This window comes from Rhodopirellula halodulae, from assembly GCF_020966775.1.
In the GTDB taxonomy this organism is placed as follows: Bacteria; Planctomycetota; Planctomycetia; order Pirellulales; family Pirellulaceae; genus Rhodopirellula; species Rhodopirellula halodulae.
The window spans coordinates 58,359-79,814 of record NZ_JAJKFV010000030.1; the positions used below are offsets into that span (position 1 = coordinate 58,359).

Consider the following 21,456-nt stretch of genomic DNA (forward strand, 5'->3'; position numbering starts at 1 on the left):
GTACGTTGTGTCAAGCGTTCGTTCATGGTCGTTATGAAGGCCGCTTGGCTCATCGGTAGATCGACTCGTTTTTCTTACCGGATGGCGAGTTGAACTTGGTTTCCAGCGGCGGCGAACGGCGGCTGTCCGGGAAAGCTCGCTTCAGCAGCGTTGCGGTCATTCGTTCAGCGGGGACATCGGGATAAGACGAGATCGCTTCCAGGCGTTCACGGGCTCGGTCGGCAAACGGTGTGCTGGGGTAGTCTCGCAAGATCTTTTGATAGTGAACTCGAGCCGCGCCGTATTCGGACCGCTTCTCACGGTAGATCGCGCGGTCGTTCAGCTTTTCTGCCCGACGGAAAGCGACTTCCGCGGCCGCACGTGCGACCATTTCAGATGTCTCTGGATCCTGCAGGCGATCGGGAAAGCGTTCGCGAGTTTGGCGAACCAGCTTGTCAGCTTCTTCCAGCATCAGACCGCTGTACTTCGGCCCGGCAAAGACTTCGAGCTTGCAGCGAATGCCCATCAAGTGAGCGTTGAAAAAGTGGTCGCTTTCGGGGAAGGTTTCTCGCAAGTCAGTCAGGAATTCATCGGCCATTTCGAATTCGCCCTGACGCATGTATTCCACCGCGGCGGCCATGGTGGCATCGTCCGCTAAGCGTCCGGTTGGATTGTCGTATCGGATTTGGTCCAACACTCGCACCGCGTGTCCTTCGGTGTCCAACCGTGGGCGGCTGGCGTCAAACAGGTTCAGCTTGAACCAATCGTCCGAGGTCGCTTTTTCGGTGTCGATCCAGTACTGCGAGATCGAAAAGGCACGTGCGGCAGCTTGGTCGACGTGGCGGTTGTTGGGGAACTCTTTGTTCAGTCGTTCGTAAACGTCCGCGGCATCGGGCAATTGGTCCGAGAAGAACAAACTCTCCGCTTGCATGAACATCGCGTCTTGTGCCAACGCGGATTCGGGTTGCGCGTCGGCGGCACGGGCAAACAACTTCGCGGCTTTGGCAAAGTCTTTCTTTTCGGATCCTTCGGTCTCGCCGTCGCGTTGGGTTTGATTCATTCGCGCGGCTGCGGAGCGAAACAATTGGTCCCCTTCTTGATACAGCTCGCGTGCTCGTTCCGCATCGGGTTGCTCCCGCATGGTCAGGTATCGCAACGCTCGATCGGTGGTGTCTTTGGTGGAATCCCAAAAACCGGTTTGAGCGTGCAGCGTTTGAGTTCCCGGCCAAGGAACGACACCGACAAACAAAACGAGTAAAAGCGTGCGGCAGGACGTCACGAGTAGCTTCCTTCGGTCAAGTTCGAAATGACACGTTGGAGATACCGCACCGGACCGGTTCGACGCCAGACCGAAATGTGCGGCAGCGATTCCGCCATTTCTGTCTTTCGTTGCCGCTCTAACCGGGAAGTTTGTCGGGCAGGAACGGTTGCATTCGCGGCGTGTGGCCGATCAGCGCTTCCAAGGTGCGATTGAGCAACCCCCGCAGGTCCCCGTAAGCCTCCGCACTCAAAGGAGGAAACAACGACGCGAGCGGAAACCGTTTCGGCCGGGAATCGGTTTCGACATCAGCGGAAGAGTCATCCGCGTTTTCGATTCCGGGGTCGCTGGCCAAAACTCGCAATGCGTCGAGGGCTTCCCAGCTCGCGGTCATCAAGTGCGTTTGCGACGGCCGGCAAGTTTCACACACCACGCCGCCGCCGATCAACGAGAACGAGGCCCGCCGTCGCTGCCGCTGAACCACTCGGCCGCACACGGTGCACTGCTGCGTCGAGGGTGCATGCCCGAGCAAACGCAAACACTGCGCGTCAAACGCCAGCAATGTTTTCGCAACGGGGCCATCGCCATCGATCATCCCCATCGCCGCGAGCGTCATGTCGAACAATTCGCGGTGCGGATCGTCATCATCGATCATCAGACGCAGCATTTCCGCGATGTAGTACCCAGCGTGCAGTCGTTCCAAGGAACGCTGTGCTCCGCGAAAACGGCGGCGAAGTTTGGATTCCGTCAACAGGTCCAGCGCATCGCCTGGTTTGTCGATCAAAGAAATCGAACACACCGACAACAGATCCAGCGACCCTTCAAACGGCCCCTTCAAACGCCGGGCTCCTTTGGCCAAAGCCGAAATTCGGCCCAGGTCTTTCGTGAGCAACGTGACGATGAGACTCGTTTCGCTGAACTCCACCGTTCGCAGAACGATTGCGGTGGTCGAATGATTTGCCATGAAAGGATTGCTGTTTCGGATCCAACCGGAAACGGACGCCGCAGACGGCACCGACGAGTGTCAGAGCCTGCAAAGATGGCGAGGAACCAACGATGGACCGCCAGCGTCAAACGCACATCGTAGAGACGAACTGTTCCCGGAGGGAGTGCGAGGAACTCTGAAACACGCAGCCGTTACATGCAAATCCCATTACTCCTGCGCACCCCGTCCGGAAACAGTCCGTCATTGATCTGTTGACGAAAGTTCCGCAAACGACGTTGCCACGCATTGCTGGCAAGAGAGAATGTGATCGCGTCACCATCGCTGGGCGACTGTGACATTCCCCGTTGCAAGCTTCCGGTATGCGGGCTTCCTTTTCGTGGAATCGTTCATTTTGAGCGTCCAATATAGGACACCAAGACTTGATGATGTTGTCTTGAAGATGACAGTGAAGCCATCCAACAGAGTGGATTCCACCAAAAGCTTGTTTAGTTTAGCCCGTTCCCCTCGCGAAGAAACCTTTGCCCTCCCAAACTGCCCAATTCTCTCCGTCTAACGCGCGGCATACAACCACCATTCTAAAATACAGCCGTTGGTTGCAACCGTGGGACCGGGATTGCTTGCCGAAAAGCGTTTTGCTTGCTTCCCGGACACCGCTGAAACGCCATCGTTTTGATCGCACTGTTCGGTCCGAGCGGTGATCACGCTCCGGGGTTCCCGACCCGATCGGCGACGCGCATACTGCCGCATCTTCCGTCCGATACCTTCCTCCACAAAAGTGAATTTCGATGAGTCAAAGCGGTGTGATCACGTTCAAAGGCAATCCAATGACTCTGGCGGGCAGCGATCTGGCCATCGGCCAATCCGCCCCCGACTTCAGCCTTCACTACGCACACGAAGGTTTGAAGGAATTGAAACTGTCCGATCTTCAGGGCAAGCCATCCATCATCAGCGTCGTTCCTAGCTTGGACACGCCCACCTGTGCCATCCAAACCAAAAAGTTCAACGAGCAATTGGCAGCACTTGGCGACAAGGTCAACGCGGTCACCGTCAGCCGCGATTTGCCGTTCGCACAAGCGCGTTTCTGCGGTGCTGAAAACATCAACATGCGAACCGCCAGCGACTATCAAACGCATGCCTTCGGCGAAGACTACGGTGTCGAAATCGAAGAGCTGAAGTTGCTGAGCCGCGCGGTCATCGTTTTGGATGCCGACGGCAAAGTCGTCTACAAACAAATCGTTCCTGAAGTGACCGAAGAGCCGAACTACGACGGCGCGTTGGAAGCTCTCAACGACCTGTTGGGCTGATCGTTGTTGGGCTGATTGCCACCCAAGTAAATGCGGACGCGTGGATCGGGGACTGGCCACGTCCTCGATCGACGCGTTGACCTTCGCGGCTTTCGCCGTTTTTCTCGTTCCTGTTATCTGATTTCAAAGGACATCCTTCGTTGTTGATCGACCGGCTACGCAGCGCAGCGGTGCTGATCACAATCGCGGTGGTTTGCTTGTTCGTCGACGCTCGGGTCAGCACTCAGGGCACCGAAGGATTGACGCTGATCCCGTTGCTGTTGTTCTTTGCTTTGGGCACCACGTGGGATATCACTTCGCTGTTGATCCAGTCAGGACGAAATGTTTGGCGAGCGGGTTGCATGATCGCCGTCACCAGCATGAGTTTGGCCCCGGCCATACCGAACATCGTCAACGCTGTTTCCGATGCGACCAACGGCGCGTTGGATCCTTATCCGGTCGATTGCCCCATTGGTCGATTGGGGTGGGTGGTGACCATGGCGGTTGCATCGCTGTTCGCATTGCTGATTCGCGAAATGTGGACCTATGGGTTGCCAGCTACCAACGACTCGCAACCCAGCGCTGATACGGCTGCCTCCATTTTGAAAGAAGCGGATCCAATCAAGGACGATGGTCCGTCGCATGGCACCAATTCATCCGCGAACCTTGAGGCTTCGCCTTTCTCCGCCAGCATTGACCGAACCATGCGAGCCGCGTTTGTCTCCATGTACATCGGATTGCCGATGAGCCTTCTGTTCGCGACGCGTTCACTGGGAAGCTCGGTCAGTCCACTGTGGGGCTTGGCAGCTTTGCTAACGTTCATCGCCACGACCAAATCTGCTGACGCCGGTGCTTACTTCTCCGGCAAATCGATTGGGCGAAACAAACTGATTCCGCGGCTGAGTCCTGGCAAAACCTGGGAAGGAGCCATCGGCGGAGTGATCGCGTCGACCTTGGTCGCGATGGCATGTCTTCACTGGTTGTTCCCGGCGATGTTGCCGAGCGGTTGTGCACCGTCGATCACGTGGGCGTTCGTTCTGGGGCCGGCGTTGTCCATCAGCGGAATGGTGGGTGATTTGGCCGAATCGATGTTCAAACGCGATTGCGGAGCGAAAGATTCTGGAAATTGGCTCCCCGGTCTAGGGGGCGTCTGGGATGTGACGGATTCGTTGATCGCCGCAATTTTGCCGGCTTTTCTGTGTTTAGCGGCGGCGGCATGACCGCTGTCGCTCCCCCCGTGATTTCTGCCCAAACCGGACTCGCACGATGGTCGGACCACGTGTTGGACGGTTAGAATTAGTCACTCAATTTCCAACGCTCAGGCGCATGTCGGTTCCATCTGCAATGAACGAAGCCACGCTGTCGACAGCGGGTCCCAATGAAGTTTTGACACTGTTCGGTCCTCGCGACCAACACGTGCGAAAACTGCGACGGCTATTCGGCGTCGACATCACCCACCGAGCGGGCAAGATTCGCGTCGCCGGTGAAGAAGCCGGTGTGGGTGCCGCGATGCGTACGTTGGAACGTCTGCGTTTGCTGTGTCGCAAGAAAGGTTCACTCAGCCTGGGCGACATCGAAACCATCGCCGCGGAAGAAGGTGCGAAGATCGAGGACGGGCGTCCGCCAACGCCGCGTGCCGAAGCGATCAATCTTCAAAACGCCGGCCGCAAAATCGCGCCGCGAACGCCCGGCCAAGCTCGCTATGTTGAGGCGATTCGGGAACACGATCTGACGATCGCCACCGGTCCGGCTGGTTGCGGAAAAACTTACTTGGCTGTGGCAACTGCGGTCGAAGCCCTTCGCGCTGAGTCCATTCGCAAAATTGTTTTGGTGAGACCGGCGGTCGAAGCCGGTGAGAGCCTCGGCTTTCTGCCGGGCGACCTGCGAGCCAAGCTAAATCCATATTTGCGTCCGTTGCTGGATGCACTTGGCGAAATGGTTGACTTCGACCAAGCCCGCGCGTTGATGGAACAAGACGTCATCGAGATCGTGCCGTTGGCCTACATGCGAGGCCGCACGCTCAACGACGCATTCATCATCTTGGACGAAGCCCAGAACACGACCGTGGCTCAGATGAAAATGTTCCTCACACGGATGGGCGAACGTAGCAAAATGGTCGTCAGCGGCGATGCGACTCAACTGGATTTGCCTCGCGGTGTCCGCAGCGGACTGCACGACGCGGTTTATCGATTGGGGAATATCAAAGGCATTGCCCAAGTGCGTTTGAGCGCCGCCGACATCGTGCGTCACCGTTTGGTGCAACGTATTGTGGAAGCCTACGAAGGTCAGGAAGAAGAATCGGCGACATCGACCAACGCCAAATCCAGCGACGCCAGTCCTAAGAACTCCGATTCAGAAACCACACCGGAAGAATGAGCGGAACGAACAAGAGCGGTCCCAACAAGAATGGTGCCTCCAAGGGAGGAACCACCAAGGGGAAGCAGCGCGCAGGCAAAGAACGCATTGAGTCGCTGGGGATCCCCAAATCCAAGTGGGCAACATGGTGGGACCGCAAAGACAAAGCGGAATGGGCGATCCGCGTCGGGCTGACTCTGGTCGCAGCGTTGACCATCCTTGGTTTGTGCTTCACTTGGAAACCAGCGTTCAGCTACCGCAGCGGAGCGATTCCCGCACGCGATTTGATTTCGCGAGTTGACTTCCAAGTTGCCGATGCGATTGCCACTGGCGATTTGAAAGAACGCCGACGTCGCGAAGTGATGACGCTGTATCGGAATTCACCACAGCGTTTGGAACAACTTCGTGCCGCACTCAAGAACCGATTGTTCTTGGTGTTGGGTGCCGCCAGCTACGAGCAATTGGGAAAAGAAGAACGCGCGGCGTTGACGGAATTTTACGAAGGCAGCGAGACCGCACCGGACGACGAATCTCCCGCGGAACGGTTTGCTCTGCTGAAACGTGTCTTCAGCAAAGACAAAGACTTGGCCACGCTGGAGGCTGCCGTCGATTCAGCCATGCTGAAGCTCTACAAAAACGGGATTCTGCAGGCACCGCAGCACCCGCCTGAAAAAGGCTCGCAGCGGATGATTCGCGTCTTCACGGGCGATCAGACCGACGAAGCGGTTCCGGTCGAATTGTCACAGGTCATCATTGCCGAGGCGGGCAACCAACTGGTCAAAGAACTTCGCGACCAATTTCGCAGCCGTTTTCCCGGCGACGATGGCTTGGTCGCAGCCGACATGATCGGCGATTGGCTGCGTGATCGACTGCCTGAATTTGAAACGCTGAAATACGACGACGAAGCCAGCCAAGCGGTCCGCGATCAAGCCGCCGCGGCGGTCGAAGACGTGATGATGACCTTCTACGCCGGGCAAACCAAACTGGCCGACGCGGGCAAACCTCTCACCGGTCGTGAACTTGGTTTGTTGCGAAGCGAGTGGTCCAAGTTGGTCGAGTCCATGTTGTGGTCGGACCGCGTCGCGCGGGTGGCCGCTTACGCTGGCATGATCGCTGCGCTTTACCTGTTGTGTGGATCGTACATTTGGTTTGTCGATGACCGATCGTTGTTGTTGGACCGAGCCAAGCTGGCCAAGCTGTTGGCGTTGATGGTGGTCACGATCGTGTTGTCCTACCACGCTTCGCGAGACGCTTGGCGAGCCGAGTTGGTTCCTTTGGTTTTGGCATCCATCACCGCCGCCGTGGTCTACGGTCGCGAATTGGCGATTTTGTTGCTGGCGTCGGCGTGTTTGTCGGTCATCCTTTTGCTTGGTGCGGACATACCGAATTTGGTCGTCGTCACCGCGGCCTGCACGACGTGCACGTTGCTCACGGGCCGCATTCGTTCGCGAACCCACTTGGTCACGGTCGGGATGATCTCGGCCACCATCACGATGTTCACCGTGGTGGGCGTCGGAATCGTCACCGGCCAGACGTTGTCCTCTGGCGCACCGGGTGGCAACTTGGAAGGAATGCTCAGCGGAGGATCCCTCGACCACGTGCTCAACGGATTGATTTCCGAAGCTGGCTGGGCGGGCGTTTGCATTCTGTTTTCTTCGCTTGCAATGACCGGGTTGTTGCCGTTGGTCGAGAAGGGGTTCGGCGTCCAAACGGACTTGAGCCTTTTGGAACTCGGCGATGCTTCGCACCCATTGCTTCGTCGTTTGGCACAGCGTGCACCGGGGACGTACAACCACTCGATCAACGTGGCCTCCATCGCAGAAGCCGCCGCCGATGCGATCGGTGCCAACGGATTGCTCGTCCGCGTGGGTGCGTACTTCCATGACATCGGCAAGATGTTCAAACCGGAATACTTCATCGAGAACCAATCGGCCGGCATCAACCAGCATGATTCGTTGCAACCCGCGATGAGCACGTTGGTGATCATCGCTCATGTCAAAGACGGAGCCGACTTGGCTCGCAATCACCATTTGCCCGAACCCATCATCGATTTCATCCTGCAGCACCACGGGACCACGCTGGTCGAATACTTCTATCGCGAAGCTGCCAAACGCAGCGAAGAAGACCCGAATCGCGAAGCCGTCAGCGACAAGGATTTCCGTTACCCCGGACCCAAACCGCAAACGTTGGAAGCGGCCGTGTTGATGCTCTCCGACACGGTCGAGAGTGCCTCGCGGACGTTGGTGGATCCCACACCCGCGCGAATTCAGGGCTTGGTCGATGCAATCGCACAAAAGAAAGTCGCGGACGGGCAATTCGACGACTGCGGCATCACCTTCGCTCAACTGCACCGAGTCCGCCAGAGCTTGGTGAAATCATTGACCGCCATTTACCATGCCCGCGTGAAGTATCCGGGGCAACAATCAGCGTGACGCAGCCTTCATCTCCTTTGACGCCTTCCGGCCGAACGTCGTCCAAGTTGACCGTCGATGTCTTGATCGACGAGGAAGCCGAGCCGGACTTATCGATCTGGTTTGGCGATCTCGAAACCGCGCGTCGCGCACTGACCGACGCTGCCATCGCAGCCGCCTCGGTCGAACGGTGTTTTGACGGCACGTTGGGTGTCCGCATTTGTGATGACGCCGCGATCCATCCAATCAATCGTGAATTCTTGAACCATGATTATCCGACGGATGTGATCAGCTTTCCGTATGAGCTTGATCCGCCACGAGTCGAGGGCGAATTGGTCGCCAGCTTTGAAACCGCGGTTGAGAACACCAGCGATCCGGCCAATTCGCTGACGCCTCGTGAAGAGTTGTTGCTGTACGTGGTGCATGGCACGCTGCACATCGTGGGTCACGACGACCAATCCGCCATTCCCCGAGCTGCGATGCGACGTGCCGAGGCAGTTGCGATGAAGCAGATCGGAATCCATCTGCCCATTGATGAGGAATCCGTCTCCGATTCCACCGACGACCCATCCGCCGAAGACGGCGGTTCGGCGGTGGCACTTTGAAAGGAGACACACCATGACTGAACTGAGCGAAATCAACGCGTTGCCATTGGCCGGACTGGGGTTCGTGCTTGGTAGTATCGGAGGACTCGGCAGCGAACTACTCGACCGATTCGCCGGGCGTTCTTTGGAGATTTACTGTCGCGTCAAAAAGAATCGCGATCGTTTTGGATCGGTGCTCGATCATCAAGACACCGTGATTCGTGCGGGGGATTACCTACACGTGATCGGTTCGGTCATGTTCGTCATGTTTGGCACGCTCGCTTTGGTCAATCGTGCGGGCGCCGACCGTGGCACCCTGACCGCATGGGCCATCGCCGCCGCTGGTTTGACGATGCTGTCGCACACATGGTTGCCCAATGCGGTCACTCGGTTTGCTTCGGCACCACTGCTGTATCACACGTGGCCATTTTGGCGGACGATGTCCTTTGTCATGCGACCGCTCCACGCTCCCGGCGAACTGTTGGAGATCATCTCTCGCCGGATTGCTGGCGTGGAGGAGACTGACGACGAAGACGAAGAGCAACTCGAAGACGAAATCCGGACGATCGTGGCCGCGGGAACGCGAGAAGGTTTCTTTGCACCGGGAGTTCGCGAAATGATCCAAGGCGTCATGGAGCTGCACGAAGACACGGTCGGGCACATCATGACGCCAAGGGTGGATGTCAACGCCATCGAAGTCTCAGCGACTTGGCCGGAAGCGATCCAGTCCATCATCGACACCGGCCGAACGCGCTATCCGGTTTACGAAGAGAACATCGACAACGTTGTTGGTGTGCTCTACGTGAAAGACTTGCTGCCGTATCTTTCCGGGAATGGTTTGCCGAACAAGTCGCTGTTGGAATTGTGTCGACGTCCTTGGGCGGTTCCCAAGGATCGCAGCGTCGATCTGTTGCTTCGCGAATTTTTGCACAGCCGGTCTCACATGGCGATCGTGTTGGATGAATTCCAACAAACCGCGGGCGTCGTCACGATCGAAGACGCTTTGGAAGAGATCGTCGGTGAGATCGTGGACGAATCAGACGAAGAAGAAGAATTCGAAATTCGCGTGATTGACGACGACACGATCGAAGCCGATGGCCGCGTGATGATTGACGATGTCAATGACTTGGTGCACTGGGATCTGCCCGAAAGCGATGACTACGAAACCGTGGCGGGATGGGTGTTGCATCACACGGGAATGATTCCCACGGCGGGTCACTTGCTGAACGTCGGGCAGTGGGAAGTCGAAGTCTTGCACGCCACCAATCGCAAAATTGAAAGCATGCGGATTCATCGTCCCAACGGAGAAAGTCAACGTGTTGGCTGATCCGAACCGTTTGTCTCGTTCAGTGCCGGATGCCTGAACACCATCATCTTGCTCCAGCTACTGTTTGATCTATGTGTGGTTTTACCGGTGGACTTTGGCAACGCGACGACCAAGCGATCTCGTCCGACTTGCTGACACGGATGACCAACGAGATCGCCCATCGCGGTCCCGACGATGCGCAGATTTGGATGGATCCTGAGCACCGAGATGCCACTGGGAAAACGCTTGGTGTCGGGCTGGGGTTTCGCCGTCTTTCGATCATCGATGTCGAGGGTGCCCGCCAGCCGCTTTCGAACGAAGACGGCAAAATCCGGATGGTCTTCAATGGCGAGATCTACAATTACGAAACGCTTCGTCGTCGCTTGCAAGGTGCCGGCCACCAATTCGCGACGCAGGGCGACGGTGAGTCAATCATTCACCTGTACGAGGACGTTGGTACCGACTGCTTCGATTCGCTGAACGGGATGTTCGCGATCGCGATTTGGGATGCTCGTCGAAACCGTATCGTTCTGGCGAGAGACCGTATTGGTCAAAAGCCGCTCTATTATTCCTACAAGAACGGGAAATTGGTTTTTGCCAGCGAGCTGAAAGCCCTTCGTTTGGTGCCAGGCATCTGCGAAGAGATCGACCCCAACGCGGTCGATGAATTCCTAACTTATCAGTACATCCCTCACCCGGGGACGATCTTCAAAGGAGTCCACAAGCTGCCACCGGGACACTTCGCGGTCTTGGATGAACGCGGCTTGCGGGTCGAACGCTACTGGAACTTCGATCCTTCGATCGAACGCCCGATTTCGCGCGGAGAAGCCATCGAACGCGTTCGTGAATTGCTCTCGGATTCGGTGCGTCTGCGGATGCGAAGCGATGTTCCGCTGGGAAGCTTTCTTTCCGGCGGGATCGATTCCTCGTTGATCACGGCGTTGGCGGGCGACCACACCGACACCGCGCTGCGGACGTTCAGCATTGGTTTTCCGGTCGCAGAGTTTGACGAGACCAAGTACGCAGCCCAGGTGGCTGAACATTTGAAAACCGATCACACGCGGTTCGAGGTTCAGCCGAGCGGCATTGATATCCTGGAAAAGCTTGTGTGGCACTACGACGAACCCTATGGTGATTCGTCCGCGGTTCCAACATGGTATTTGTCCAAATTGACCCGTGAGCGAGTCACGGTTGCTCTATCAGGAGATGGCGGCGACGAGTTGTTCGCCGGCTACGAACGTTACCGTGCGCTGTGGATGAGCCAAAAGATTGCCCGGTTGTTTCCGCTGCATCGAGTTCCCGGGATTGGGCTGGTTCAGAAGTTGCCGGATTCCAATCGCCGTCGATCTGTCGTTCGGCGAGCCAAGCGTTTCTTGGAGGCGATCGATCAACCGGTGGTTCGCCGCTACATGAACTGGTTGCAGATCTTTCCGGAATCCATGCGAGCCGACATGTACAACGACGATTTTGTGCGGTCGTTGCCAGGGCATGACCCGGTCGATTTTCTGGAGTCTGTCTGGGCCCGCAGTGAAGGTCGCGACGTGGTGACGCGAGCGTCCACGTCCGACATCTTGTCGTATTTGCCGTGTGATCTTTGCACGAAAGTCGACATCGCGTCGATGGCTCATGGTTTGGAAGTTCGCCAACCGATGTTGGATCACCGAGTCGTGGAGCTCGCGGCTTCGCTACCCGTGGATGTGAAGTTTCGAGGACGCCGTGGGAAGTTGATTCTGCAAGACGCATTTGGCGATCGAATTCCGGCGTCGATTTTCACTCGACCGAAAATGGGCTTTGGTATCCCCATTGGTCAGTGGTTCCGTGAAGATTTCAAACCGCTCGTGCATGACACGATGTTGGCCAACGACGCAAGGATTCGAAACTATTTCCGTCCGGATGCCATCGCGGACTTGGTGCGGTCGCATGAGTCCGGTGAGCAGAACCACGGCTATCGGCTTTGGAACTTGCTGGTGCTGGAAACCTGGCTTCGACAACTCTAGGGCGTCAGCGTCCCGTTTTGTCTGGACGCAAATGTTACAAAGCCGCCGCTGCATGCGTGATAAACTGCGGTCGATTTTCCCGACCGAGCCGCCCTGCGGCGATCATCATGAGATTGGCAACCAAATGACGCGTCTGTTTCTCGCCCACACCTTTGTGCTCGCCTTCGTTGCTTTGACGAGTTGGCTGAGTAGTTCGAGTGCGACTCATGCGAGGGACTATGTGCTCACGATCGGCGGAGGATATTCGCCTTCGGGAAATCAAGCTTCGCTAGAAAACAATGTTGTGTTCTCGCAGCGTGTGTTGCGTGATCAAACGTTGTCGGCTGATCAAAACGTTGTGTTCTTTTCCGATGGCACGTCGCCCGGAAAAGACTTGCAAGTCATGGATCCGGACTCGGTTCCCAAGGCGAATCGGCTGATGGCGGAGTTCTTCGGCAGCACGGATTCATTAGGACTTTCGTATCGCAATCACAACATCGCGGATGTTCGAGAAAGCACCGAGCCGGCCAATATCCGCGAGTACTTCCAAGAGTTGAAGACCAAAGTTCGCTCAGGCGACCGGTTGCTGGTGTATGTCACCGCGCACGGCAGTCGCAGCAGCGATCGAAATGATCCGTACAACACCTCCATCGCGACTTGGAACAACAGTGCCATTCGCATGAAGGAGTTTGTGAGGATGCTGGATGGTCTGCCAACGGACGTCGAGGTCATTGCGATCATGGTTCAGTGTCACGCCGGTGGGTTTGCTCGGTTCATCTTTGAAGACGGCGATCCTGACAAAGGGTTGTCCAAACAGAAGCGTGCTGGATTCTTTGCCACCGTCCACGATCGTCCCGCAGCGGGATGCACTCCGGAGGTCGATGAAGCCAGCTACGTCGAGTACAGCACTTATTTCTGGGCGGCGTTGTCTGGGCATACGCGCACCGGGCGAGCGATCGAGCGACCTGACTATGACGGCGACGGTGTGGTGTCGTTCGAAGAAGCCCATGCGTACACGATTCTTTCAGCCGACACGATTGATTTGCCTGTGCTCTCCTCCGGCGAATATCTCAGCATTCATAGTCGGTTTGACGAGGACGATCCGGAATTGTTGAAAGAAGATGAGTCCTACGAGCTGATTCATCAATTCGCGACGCCATCACAACGTGCCATCTTGGATGGTTTGTCTGAACAATTGAACCTTGAAGGCGATGAACGGATTCATGAAGCATGGCGACGGTCTCAATCGGATCGCTCACGTTCGCGGCGACGTCGTCGTTCGGCTCCTGAGGACGAACTGCGTCGTCGCATTGTTCGCGACTTGGAACGCCGCTGGCCGGAGCTTGCCAACGTGCTGAATCCAATCGCCATTGACTTGCTGACTTCTCGTGCCGACGAATTTGTGGAGGCCGTCGAAGGCCATCGCGATTACCGACGCTATCGTGAACTGTTGGAAACGTCCGAATCCGACGCAGACAAAGAGAAGGTCAAGTACGAACGGTTCGTCCGCATCGCCGACAATGTGGCTTTGGCGGAGAATCTGCGGCGTATTGGTGACGCTCAAAAGATCGCTGAATACGAAGCGATCGTCCGATCTGAACGATCGACTTTGTCAGCGTCGGCGAACCAGAACAAATGAATCGGTGGTGGGGTGAAGCATCACACTCGTGCGATTGAGAGCTGGCAATCAGACGTGGCTTGTTTTGTCTACTTTTGTGTTGCCAATCCAACGCAGCGCCATCGCGGAAAACAGCAGAACGACCAGACTCACAACGAGATGTGTCCACTCGCGATACAACGCATAACCGGTGCTGAACAACACCGAGTAGATCAAGAAGGTCGCGGCGACCATGGCCATCAAACCGCGGCTGATCGAGTCTTCGATGCGGACCACGATCCCCTCTGCTTCCAAACGTTGCTGCACCGGCTTCCATCCTGATCCACCTGGTCGGATCTTTTGATAGAAGGCTCGTAGAGTCGCTTCGTCCGTAGCCGGAGTCACGAATGTCACCGCGACCCAAGCCGCCGTGGTCAAGCCAACGCCGATCAACAATTCTTGCCATGCCGCAAGTGCAGGTAGCTCCAGTGCAGGGGAGACGAACTGGAAGAACATGGCAACCAGCAACGAAACGACCATTCCTGTGATCTCGGTGAACGCGTTGATTCGCCACCACAACCATCGCAGGATGTAGATCAATCCGGTCCCGGCCCCGATTTGCAAGATGATGCTGAAGTTCTGCATGGCACTTTCCAGCGTCAACGCCACGAATCCTGACAACAACATCAGGCCGACGGTTGCCACACGGCCAATCATCACCAGTCGTTCATCGTTTGCTTCTCGATCGACAAAGCGTTTGTAAAAGTCGTGAGCGATGTAGGACGCACCCCAATTCAAGTGCGTTGAAATGGTTGACATGAACGCGGCGATCAGGCTGGCGATGACCAAACCCAGCAACCCCGTCGGGAGAAACGTCAACATCGCGGGGTAAGCCAAATCGTCTTGAACAAACTGGGGGTCGATGTCTGGGAATGCTTTCTGGATGCTTTCGAGCGTCGGGAACACGACGATCGAAGCAAGGGCGACCACGATCCATGGCCACGGTCGAAGAGCGTAGTGAGTGGCTTGGAACAACAACGTTGCACGCGTGGCATCGCGTTCGCTCTTGGCACCCAGCATTCGCTGAGCCACGTAGCCACCTCCACCGGGTTCAGCGCCAGGGTACCAACCGCTCCACCACTGCACGGCAAACGGCATGATGATCAGCGGAATCATCGCGTCCATGTCGGTTAAATCTGGCAACAGATTCATCTTCTGCTGAACCTCAGGATGTTCCAGCAATTGGGCGAACCCACCGACCTCGGGTCGATTGCACACGACGTAAGCCGCCGCGATCGCGCCAAACATCGCCATGACGAATTGAAAGCAGTCCGTCAAAATCACGCCTCGCAGTCCGCCCATCAGCGTGTAGATCACTGTCACGGTGCCGGTGATCAAAACCACTTCCAACGGCGAGGCTCCGAGCAACACGCCCCCGAGTTTGATCCCGGCCAAAATCACATTGGCCATGACCAAACAATTAAACACCACGCCCAGATAAATCGACCGGAAACCTCGCAGAAAGCCGGCTGCCGAACCGCTGTACCTGAGTTCGTAGAATTCGAGGTCCGTCGCCACGCCACTGCGTTTCCACAGTTTGGCATAGACAAAAACCGTCAACAGACCCGTTAGAAGAAACGCCCACCAAACCCAGTTGCCGCTCACTCCATCGTTTCGCACGATGCCAGTCACCAGGTTGGGTGTGTCCGCGGCAAACGTGGTGGCGACCATCGAGATACCCAGCATCCACCAACTCATCTGGCCGCCAGCCAGGAAATACTCTGAGAAACTTTTCCCAGCTCGACGGCTGCTGACAACGCCGATCACCGTGGAGATCAAGAAGAACGATCCGATGATCGCATAGTCGATGAAAGAAAGTGCCATTTGCGGTTTTGGTAGGTACCAATACTCGAGAGTGTGTGAACGCTACAGAGAGAGGCTGAAGCCTCAATCAGTGAACCTCGACCTCGAGAATTTTCGAAAAGGAATCGAAAACGTACCCCCGATTGCCTTCGCTGAGAATTCGCACATAGCGGACTTGTTGAGGCTCGAACGCGTGCTCGACCACGGACGTTTCGGTCTCTGGCTTCTCTTTCCGACTACCGACTTCGGTAAAGTGTTCGCCGTCCAAGGAAACTTCGACGGAGTACTTCTCAAACGAGCCTTGGACCGTGAAGGCATGGACCAACACTCGCTGGATTGTTTGAGGGGTTTCGAGGTCGATGGTGATCGCAATCGGCTCGGGCACGGCGGGGTACCCAAGATAGAAATCAAGTGGGCCCGTCCCGCCATCCGTCACTCGTTCCACGGAAAACGGTGCTGCGGAGGAAACGCTGGAGGTGACTGGTTTTCCCAATGCCAAGTTCTCTTTCGGTTGGACGCGAATCAACTTCAACTGGCTTTCCGCTCCCATAGGTGAGCCCTTCACGAACAGTCGTGCTCGAACATCCACGGTTTCGTCGACCTCAAACGGTTGTTCGTAGCGTTGTGAGTCAGCGTTGACCGCAGAACCGTCGGTCGTGAATCGAATCAGCCAGTCATCGTTGTCCGCTGGCAAATTGTTGCGACCGGCGATGGAGACGGTTGTCTGGTCGTGAAAGACTCCATCGGCCGGAACCGCCAACGCATCGGCTTCGATCTTGACCGGATAGAAAGCTCGCAGACGAATTGCTTCCGCTTGTTGCGACCTCGCTTCGAACGACGTGAAGTCTCGTTCGATCTCAGGATTCCAAGCCACTTCGGCAAACGGGATCGCTCGCGGGAAGACTTGGTCATAGTAATTCTCTTCGCGGCCTTCCCACCATGGCATGCAGAAACCGATCAGTTGATCGGAAGGTTCCACCTCGATCGGATTGGCATAGGTATGAATGCCTGGATTGACGTGTTTGAAGGTGGTCAACGATGTCTTCTCATAGATCCGTTGTGGAGAAGTCATCGTGAAGTTCGTTCGTGGATAGTGATCGACCAAGTACAACGGGTCCCACGCCGCGTTCACGACTCGGTAACCATCCTTCAGCATTTGATCCGCGGGATAGTTGATCGTTCGCCAATTGATGTGGATGACTTCTGTGTTCACACGATTTTCGCCCTTGCCAGGGGCCGGGCCTTCCCAAACCAGAGTCTGCTTTCCTTTGGACTTCAGAAACTGATGCAGCTTGTTGATCAGGTCCCGCTGTAAATCCTCGGGGACACCAAACGCTTCATCACCACCGATGTGGATGTAGGGTGTTGATTGGAAGACGGACATCAAATCGTCCAGCATCGTTTGGATGCCTTCCAAAGCCTTCGGGCTGCTCGCCAGTTCCGTTCCGGTCTCGCCGAACACTTCGGGATAAACGCGGCGAATCATTCCGGAGTGCCCGGGGACTTCCAGTTCAGGGATCAACGTCACGCCACGAACAACGGCGTAGGCTTCCAGTTCGTGAAAGTCGTCCAGCGAGATCAGTCCGTCTGATAGCTTCGGAAACGATTCGAACGGGAAAGCAATCCGCTGATCATCCGTCAGGTGCAATTGAACCGAGTCAATTTTATAGAACCAGCAGAAATCGATGGTCTGTTTCAGCAGCTCCACGCTGTGTGGATTGCGGCCCATGTCGATCATCAAATTTCGATAGCTCAGTTTCGGTTCGTCACGGATGGTGCCGACCAACAACTCGCCTTCGTTCGCTCCACCAACCAACTGCAAAAGAGTCGCCGTGGCATAGGAGAGTCCTTTGATTCCGCCGGCCTTCACGCCGACGCCTTCGGTGGTGATATCGATGGCATACGCACTGGCTGCAAGCGATTCGTCCAGCGAAAAGGTCCAACCAGCTTTGTCATCGATGGCTTTCACCAGCGTGCAATTTTCACCGGTCAGACGCTGGATGGTTTTTGCGAAGACGGTCAGATGAGCGTCCCAGTCGCCGCTGGATGGTGAGCTGTAAGTGATGGTTGGCGGCAACGAATACGTTTCACCGTTTCCAAACTCCGCTTTGACTGGCAATGGAACCATGGCGGAGGTCGCGTCGCCGCCAACGAGCTTGGTTTCCGTAAGAACGAGGGCAACGACGGGCAAGACAACTGTGAGAGCAAGGTGCAAAAACTTGGTGTGCATCAGCAAAACAGGCGGAGTTGGAGGGCGAGTCAAAGAAGAAAGCACACCACGGCATGCTTTGGCACAGACAAAATAGCCTCCCGGAGCCACGACGCTTGCGGCGCGGAGGCCATAACTGCGGAGGACTTGCGAGTCGATCAGAAAGATCGTTCGATCTCAAAAGGAAAGCGACGGGACTTGGATGAGCCTTGTCCCGCCGCGTATCTCGCATGAACAGATGACAATCGTCTTGATTCAGCTTTTGTCGCTGCGTGAGAAGTTCAGTGCCAGATCGTCCAAGGAACCAGTCACGTCCAATTCGCTAGTGAAGTTCTCTTCGGCTGGCGGGGCGTCTTTCAGTGCTTTGCTGAGAGCTTTGCCAACGGACTTTTTGTCTCCGCCTCCCAGGAAAGTCAATTCTTGACGAGGTGCACGGTCGGCGGTGATGCTCACCCGAACCTCAAATTCACCTTCACGAAGTTGAGCGTCGGCGGGGATGGTGAATTCACCATCGAGGATCGGTGCCATCGCCGTGGGCGAATCAACGTTCGGCTTTGGAACGAGACTGATCTTGCCTTTGGAGATCGGAACACCATCCACTGCGGCAGTGCCCGAGAGCGAGATGCCGGACGGTCCGCAGCCAACCATCGTGCTGAGAAAAGCAACAGCGAGACCGAAGGACAGGACGAATGATTTTGCGTTGGTAGACATTTTGCCTGAGAATTGTTCTGAGTTGCCTGAGGATTGTTCTGGGAGATTCGCGTCTGAATGGCGTTGTCACATCGCCGACGCGGGGCGATGTGACGTTCAATGCGGATCGAACGTTGATGGCACTTGGCTCTGTCAAACGGTTCGAAACTGCGCGGGGACGAGCGATTCGACAGGTGTCGAGCCGACGTCGTCCCCGGATGGAAACAAGCGAGCGGAGGCTCAGTTCTCAAAATTGTTGACTTCGTGCCCGGCTTTCGTCAGGAACGCGGTCAGCACGTCTTGGGCGATCGAGTAGGTGACGAATTTTGTCGAGCCGTCGGCCAGCACAAAGTGCGATCCACCAGGGTGGTAGCTGAAGAAGAAGTGCTCATCGTTGTCGGGCAGGTTGCCCAATCCACCGGTGAGGTCTTCGTCGTCCATGGCACCGCCGATGCCGTCGGAGTTCACGGGGAATCCGTAGTAAGGCACAAAACCGCCACCGGCTTCATCCGGCGAGTCGTAGCACAGCACCGAGTGACCGACACCGAACGGAGCACCGGTGTAGGTCGTCAACCATCCACCCGTTTGAACCGAGCCGGCTTTCGCGGGGAACAATCCTCGCTCACCAACCAACAATGTGTTGCTGGTTCCGTCCAACACCGACGCGAATCGCACGGGGCCGAAGGCGGACCCTTGACTGTGGAACATGCCGTCGGCTTTGTACTTGAACGCGGCGGGGAAGTTGTTCCAACCCGACGCGTCGGTTCCATGATATTGGTTGGACGAACGTCCGTAGTGCCCGGCATTGCCGAAGTAGTTTGTGCCCGCACTCGTCGCGATCACGGTGCTTCCGAAACCGACGTTGACCGGAACATCCGACAATGGATCGCTCGGGCAATTCAGCAAGTTGACTTCGGTCAAAATGGCGTCGGCATCGAACGTCGGGCCGTACAGCATCAGGTCATCGGTGTCCAAAGCCGACTGTTCCACATACGGCAGAATGGCTCGCAACCATGTGCGACCGACTCCGACGAAATCGCGGTTGTCCGCGGATGCGGGGAACTGTTTGTAAGTGCTTTCGTAGTTGTGGCAGGCCAAAGCCAATTGCCGCATGTTGTTGCTGCACTGCATTCGGCGAGCGGCTTCACGAGCCGACTGGACCGCGGGCAGAAGCAAGCCAACTAGAACGCCGATGATGGCGATCACCACCAGCAGTTCAACCAAAGTGAAGCCGCGTCGATTCAATGGAATGGCGGTTCGAGTAACAGTCACGAATGTGTCCTTCAAAAATGCGTGTGAGTTGAATGCGCGATGCTTTCATCGCGTCCCCTGCTCATGACTGCTTCTGAGATATTTCATATCGAGGTGGTCCCTCGGCGGAGGTGCCGACTGATCATCTCAACAAACAGATGTGCGATTCGATGGTTGCGAATTGCAAGGACTGGACCGATTCAGGTAGGTCTTCGAATCGGCCCACAGTCCAGAACGAGCGATAAATCGCTACGGGGGCGGGAAGTCACATAGTGTTTAATTTTGGAATGCGACTTTCGCCACCACCTAGTCTCAAAAAACAATCTATATTTTGCGCAACCGTCTAAAAGTTTTGCGCAATGTGTCTATAGAATTCAATGGTGCGCAGAGGGTTAGCAGGCCGTGCCAAAATCGTGCGCAGTGACTGCCTCCAAACAGCATGTCCTCTATAGGGATTCTCCCTCCGTAGAATTTTGAGGGGCCTCCTGTAGAGTCGGCGTATGCAACATGACTATGTTGAGTCGGCAATTGACGATCAAAAATGCCGGTGGCGGGATGGGCAATGGATCCGGTTGCAATTGAGCTTGCGAAAGTTCATTCGCGGCAATTTGACGACGCTCGTCATTTTTCCACCAACGGCACCGTTCGATTTTCGACTGAACTTCGAATGGCGGTCTCGATGATTTGCTGACCGATGCGAGCAACTTCGGGCGAAAGGGGCCCCTCGATCGGCTCATTCGCGTTGAATTTCGCAATGGCGTATTCAATGCCATTCGATAAGCCTGTCGGGAGTGGCGAAACAGGATGCGAGTAGCCCTCCGGGCACTCCAGCGTCTGAACCGTCAAGGCTTCCGCGTAGTCGTCGCTGCGAATCGTGCCGTGCGTGCCGCGGATGACATAGCCGCACGCGGGCTGCGGTTGGTGGACCCAAGGGTCGGTGAACGTTCCCCAGCGGGTTTCGAATTTCGACATGCCGTCGCTGTAGCGAGCGACGGTGATGCTGTGTTCGTCCACTTCCAAACCGGGCGTGCTCGTTGTGACGCAAGTCACGTCGATGGGTTTTTTGCCTCCGTTGAACCACGTGCCCATCGTGGCGCCGTAACCAAGGTAGTCGCGAAGAGACCCTCCCCCGGCATCGAGCTTGTACCACCAACTATTCTGTTTTTGCTCCGGTGTCGGTTCGAATTCAACCTTGTCTGCTCCATGGTACAGAGGCCCGCGATTGCCACCGTAGTGATGGACCTCCAGCACATCGCCAATCAGTCCGTCTTGGATCAGCTTCCAAGTGTTGTAGTGCGACGCCTGCCAACGCGACGGCCAATTGATCATGAGTTGCTTGCCCGTCACCCGCATGGCTTCGATCATGCGATCGGCGTCCGCCAGGGTTGCAGCGAATGGCTTTTCGACCAAAACATGGCAATCAAAAGGAGCCACCCGCTCCACCCATTCCGCGTGCTCCCCCGTTGGCGGACAGAGAACGACGAAGTCGGGTTGCGTCTGCGTCAGGCAAGCTTGCTCGTCCGTGAACACGATGTCTTCCGCCAAACCCAAGGCATCGATCGTTGGTTGCATCGAATCGCGGTTGTGATCACACACGCCAACCAAGTCGGCATCGGGATGCTCGCTGACTTGCCGCAGCAAGTCTCCCATGTGCATGTGCGAAAAGTTAATTCCAGCAATCCGCCAACGTTTGGTCATCGCCATCGGCTCGGTGTGAGGTCTGATTCGCGGCATCGGTCGCACGCTTC

At 56.2% G+C, this 21,456-nt stretch carries 15 protein-coding genes; 8 read left to right on the plus strand and 7 right to left on the minus strand.

Going from position 1 to position 21,456, the window contains the following annotated elements:
- Nucleotides 1–49: 49 nt before the first annotated feature.
- Complete coding sequence (locus LOC70_RS22385) at nucleotides 50–1,258, minus strand: tetratricopeptide repeat protein (RefSeq protein ID WP_230256282.1); 1,209 nt, start codon at nucleotides 1,256–1,258, stop codon at nucleotides 50–52.
- Nucleotides 1,259–1,376: 118 nt separating this feature from the next.
- Nucleotides 1,377–2,201: a DNA repair protein RecO gene (gene recO, locus LOC70_RS22390; protein ID WP_230256283.1), complete on the minus strand. Its 825-nt coding sequence runs from the start codon at nucleotides 2,199–2,201 to the stop codon at nucleotides 1,377–1,379.
- A 767-nt stretch (nucleotides 2,202–2,968) separates the two neighbouring features.
- Here recO and tpx point away from each other — a divergent pair.
- The 8 genes from tpx (at nucleotide 2,969) to LOC70_RS22430 (ending at nucleotide 13,737) form a co-directional block, all read left to right on the plus strand.
- Nucleotides 2,969–3,487 carry a thiol peroxidase gene (tpx, locus tag LOC70_RS22395; RefSeq protein ID WP_230256284.1) on the plus strand — a complete coding sequence of 173 codons (519 nt, stop codon included), beginning with the start codon at nucleotides 2,969–2,971 and terminating at the stop codon, nucleotides 3,485–3,487.
- A 140-nt stretch (nucleotides 3,488–3,627) separates the two neighbouring features.
- Complete coding sequence (locus LOC70_RS22400) at nucleotides 3,628–4,686, plus strand: phosphatidate cytidylyltransferase (RefSeq protein ID WP_390889101.1); 1,059 nt, start codon at nucleotides 3,628–3,630, stop codon at nucleotides 4,684–4,686.
- Between the two features lie 106 nt (nucleotides 4,687–4,792).
- The gene (locus LOC70_RS22405; protein WP_230256286.1) at nucleotides 4,793–5,842 is read left to right on the plus strand and encodes a PhoH family protein; all 1,050 of its coding nucleotides are present in this window, start codon (nucleotides 4,793–4,795) and stop codon (nucleotides 5,840–5,842) included.
- On the plus strand, nucleotides 5,839–8,253 hold the full coding sequence (locus tag LOC70_RS22410; protein WP_230256287.1) for an HD family phosphohydrolase: 2,415 nt from the start codon (nucleotides 5,839–5,841) through the stop codon (nucleotides 8,251–8,253). The genes LOC70_RS22405 and LOC70_RS22410 overlap by 4 nt, the downstream gene beginning before the upstream one ends.
- Entirely contained in the window at nucleotides 8,250–8,837 is a 588-nt protein-coding gene (gene ybeY / locus LOC70_RS22415) for an rRNA maturation RNase YbeY (protein WP_230256288.1), read from the plus strand. Before LOC70_RS22410 ends, ybeY begins: the two co-directional genes overlap by 4 nt.
- 13 nt (nucleotides 8,838–8,850) lie before the next feature.
- A complete protein-coding gene (locus LOC70_RS22420; RefSeq protein ID WP_230256289.1) occupies nucleotides 8,851–10,143 on the plus strand; it encodes a hemolysin family protein in 1,293 nt (430 codons plus the stop codon).
- 71 nt (nucleotides 10,144–10,214) lie between these two features.
- The gene (asnB, locus tag LOC70_RS22425) at nucleotides 10,215–12,119 is read left to right on the plus strand and encodes an asparagine synthase (glutamine-hydrolyzing) (RefSeq protein WP_230256290.1); all 1,905 of its coding nucleotides are present in this window, start codon (nucleotides 10,215–10,217) and stop codon (nucleotides 12,117–12,119) included.
- A 124-nt stretch (nucleotides 12,120–12,243) separates the two neighbouring features.
- Complete coding sequence (locus LOC70_RS22430; RefSeq protein WP_390889105.1) at nucleotides 12,244–13,737, plus strand: hypothetical protein; 1,494 nt, start codon at nucleotides 12,244–12,246, stop codon at nucleotides 13,735–13,737.
- Nucleotides 13,738–13,785: 48 nt separating this feature from the next.
- Here the strand turns inward: LOC70_RS22430 and LOC70_RS22435 are convergent, their stop codons facing one another.
- The 5 genes from LOC70_RS22435 to LOC70_RS22455 form a co-directional block, all read right to left on the minus strand.
- Nucleotides 13,786–15,579: a sodium:solute symporter family protein gene (locus LOC70_RS22435; RefSeq protein WP_230256292.1), complete on the minus strand. Its 1,794-nt coding sequence runs from the start codon at nucleotides 15,577–15,579 to the stop codon at nucleotides 13,786–13,788.
- Nucleotides 15,580–15,646: 67 nt separating this feature from the next.
- Nucleotides 15,647–17,833 (minus strand): family 20 glycosylhydrolase, encoded by a 2,187-nt coding sequence (locus LOC70_RS22440; protein WP_230256293.1) that lies wholly within the window; start codon nucleotides 17,831–17,833, stop codon nucleotides 15,647–15,649.
- 189 nt (nucleotides 17,834–18,022) lie between these two features.
- Nucleotides 18,023–18,478: a hypothetical protein gene (locus LOC70_RS22445; RefSeq protein ID WP_230256294.1), complete on the minus strand. Its 456-nt coding sequence runs from the start codon at nucleotides 18,476–18,478 to the stop codon at nucleotides 18,023–18,025.
- 219 nt (nucleotides 18,479–18,697) lie between these two features.
- On the minus strand, nucleotides 18,698–19,729 hold the full coding sequence (locus tag LOC70_RS22450; RefSeq protein WP_230256295.1) for a DUF1559 domain-containing protein: 1,032 nt from the start codon (nucleotides 19,727–19,729) through the stop codon (nucleotides 18,698–18,700).
- A gap of 600 nt (nucleotides 19,730–20,329) precedes the next feature.
- Nucleotides 20,330–21,442, minus strand: coding sequence for a Gfo/Idh/MocA family protein (locus tag LOC70_RS22455; protein WP_230256296.1), 1,113 nt, complete (start codon nucleotides 21,440–21,442; stop codon nucleotides 20,330–20,332).
- Nucleotides 21,443–21,456: the final 14 nt, after the last annotated feature.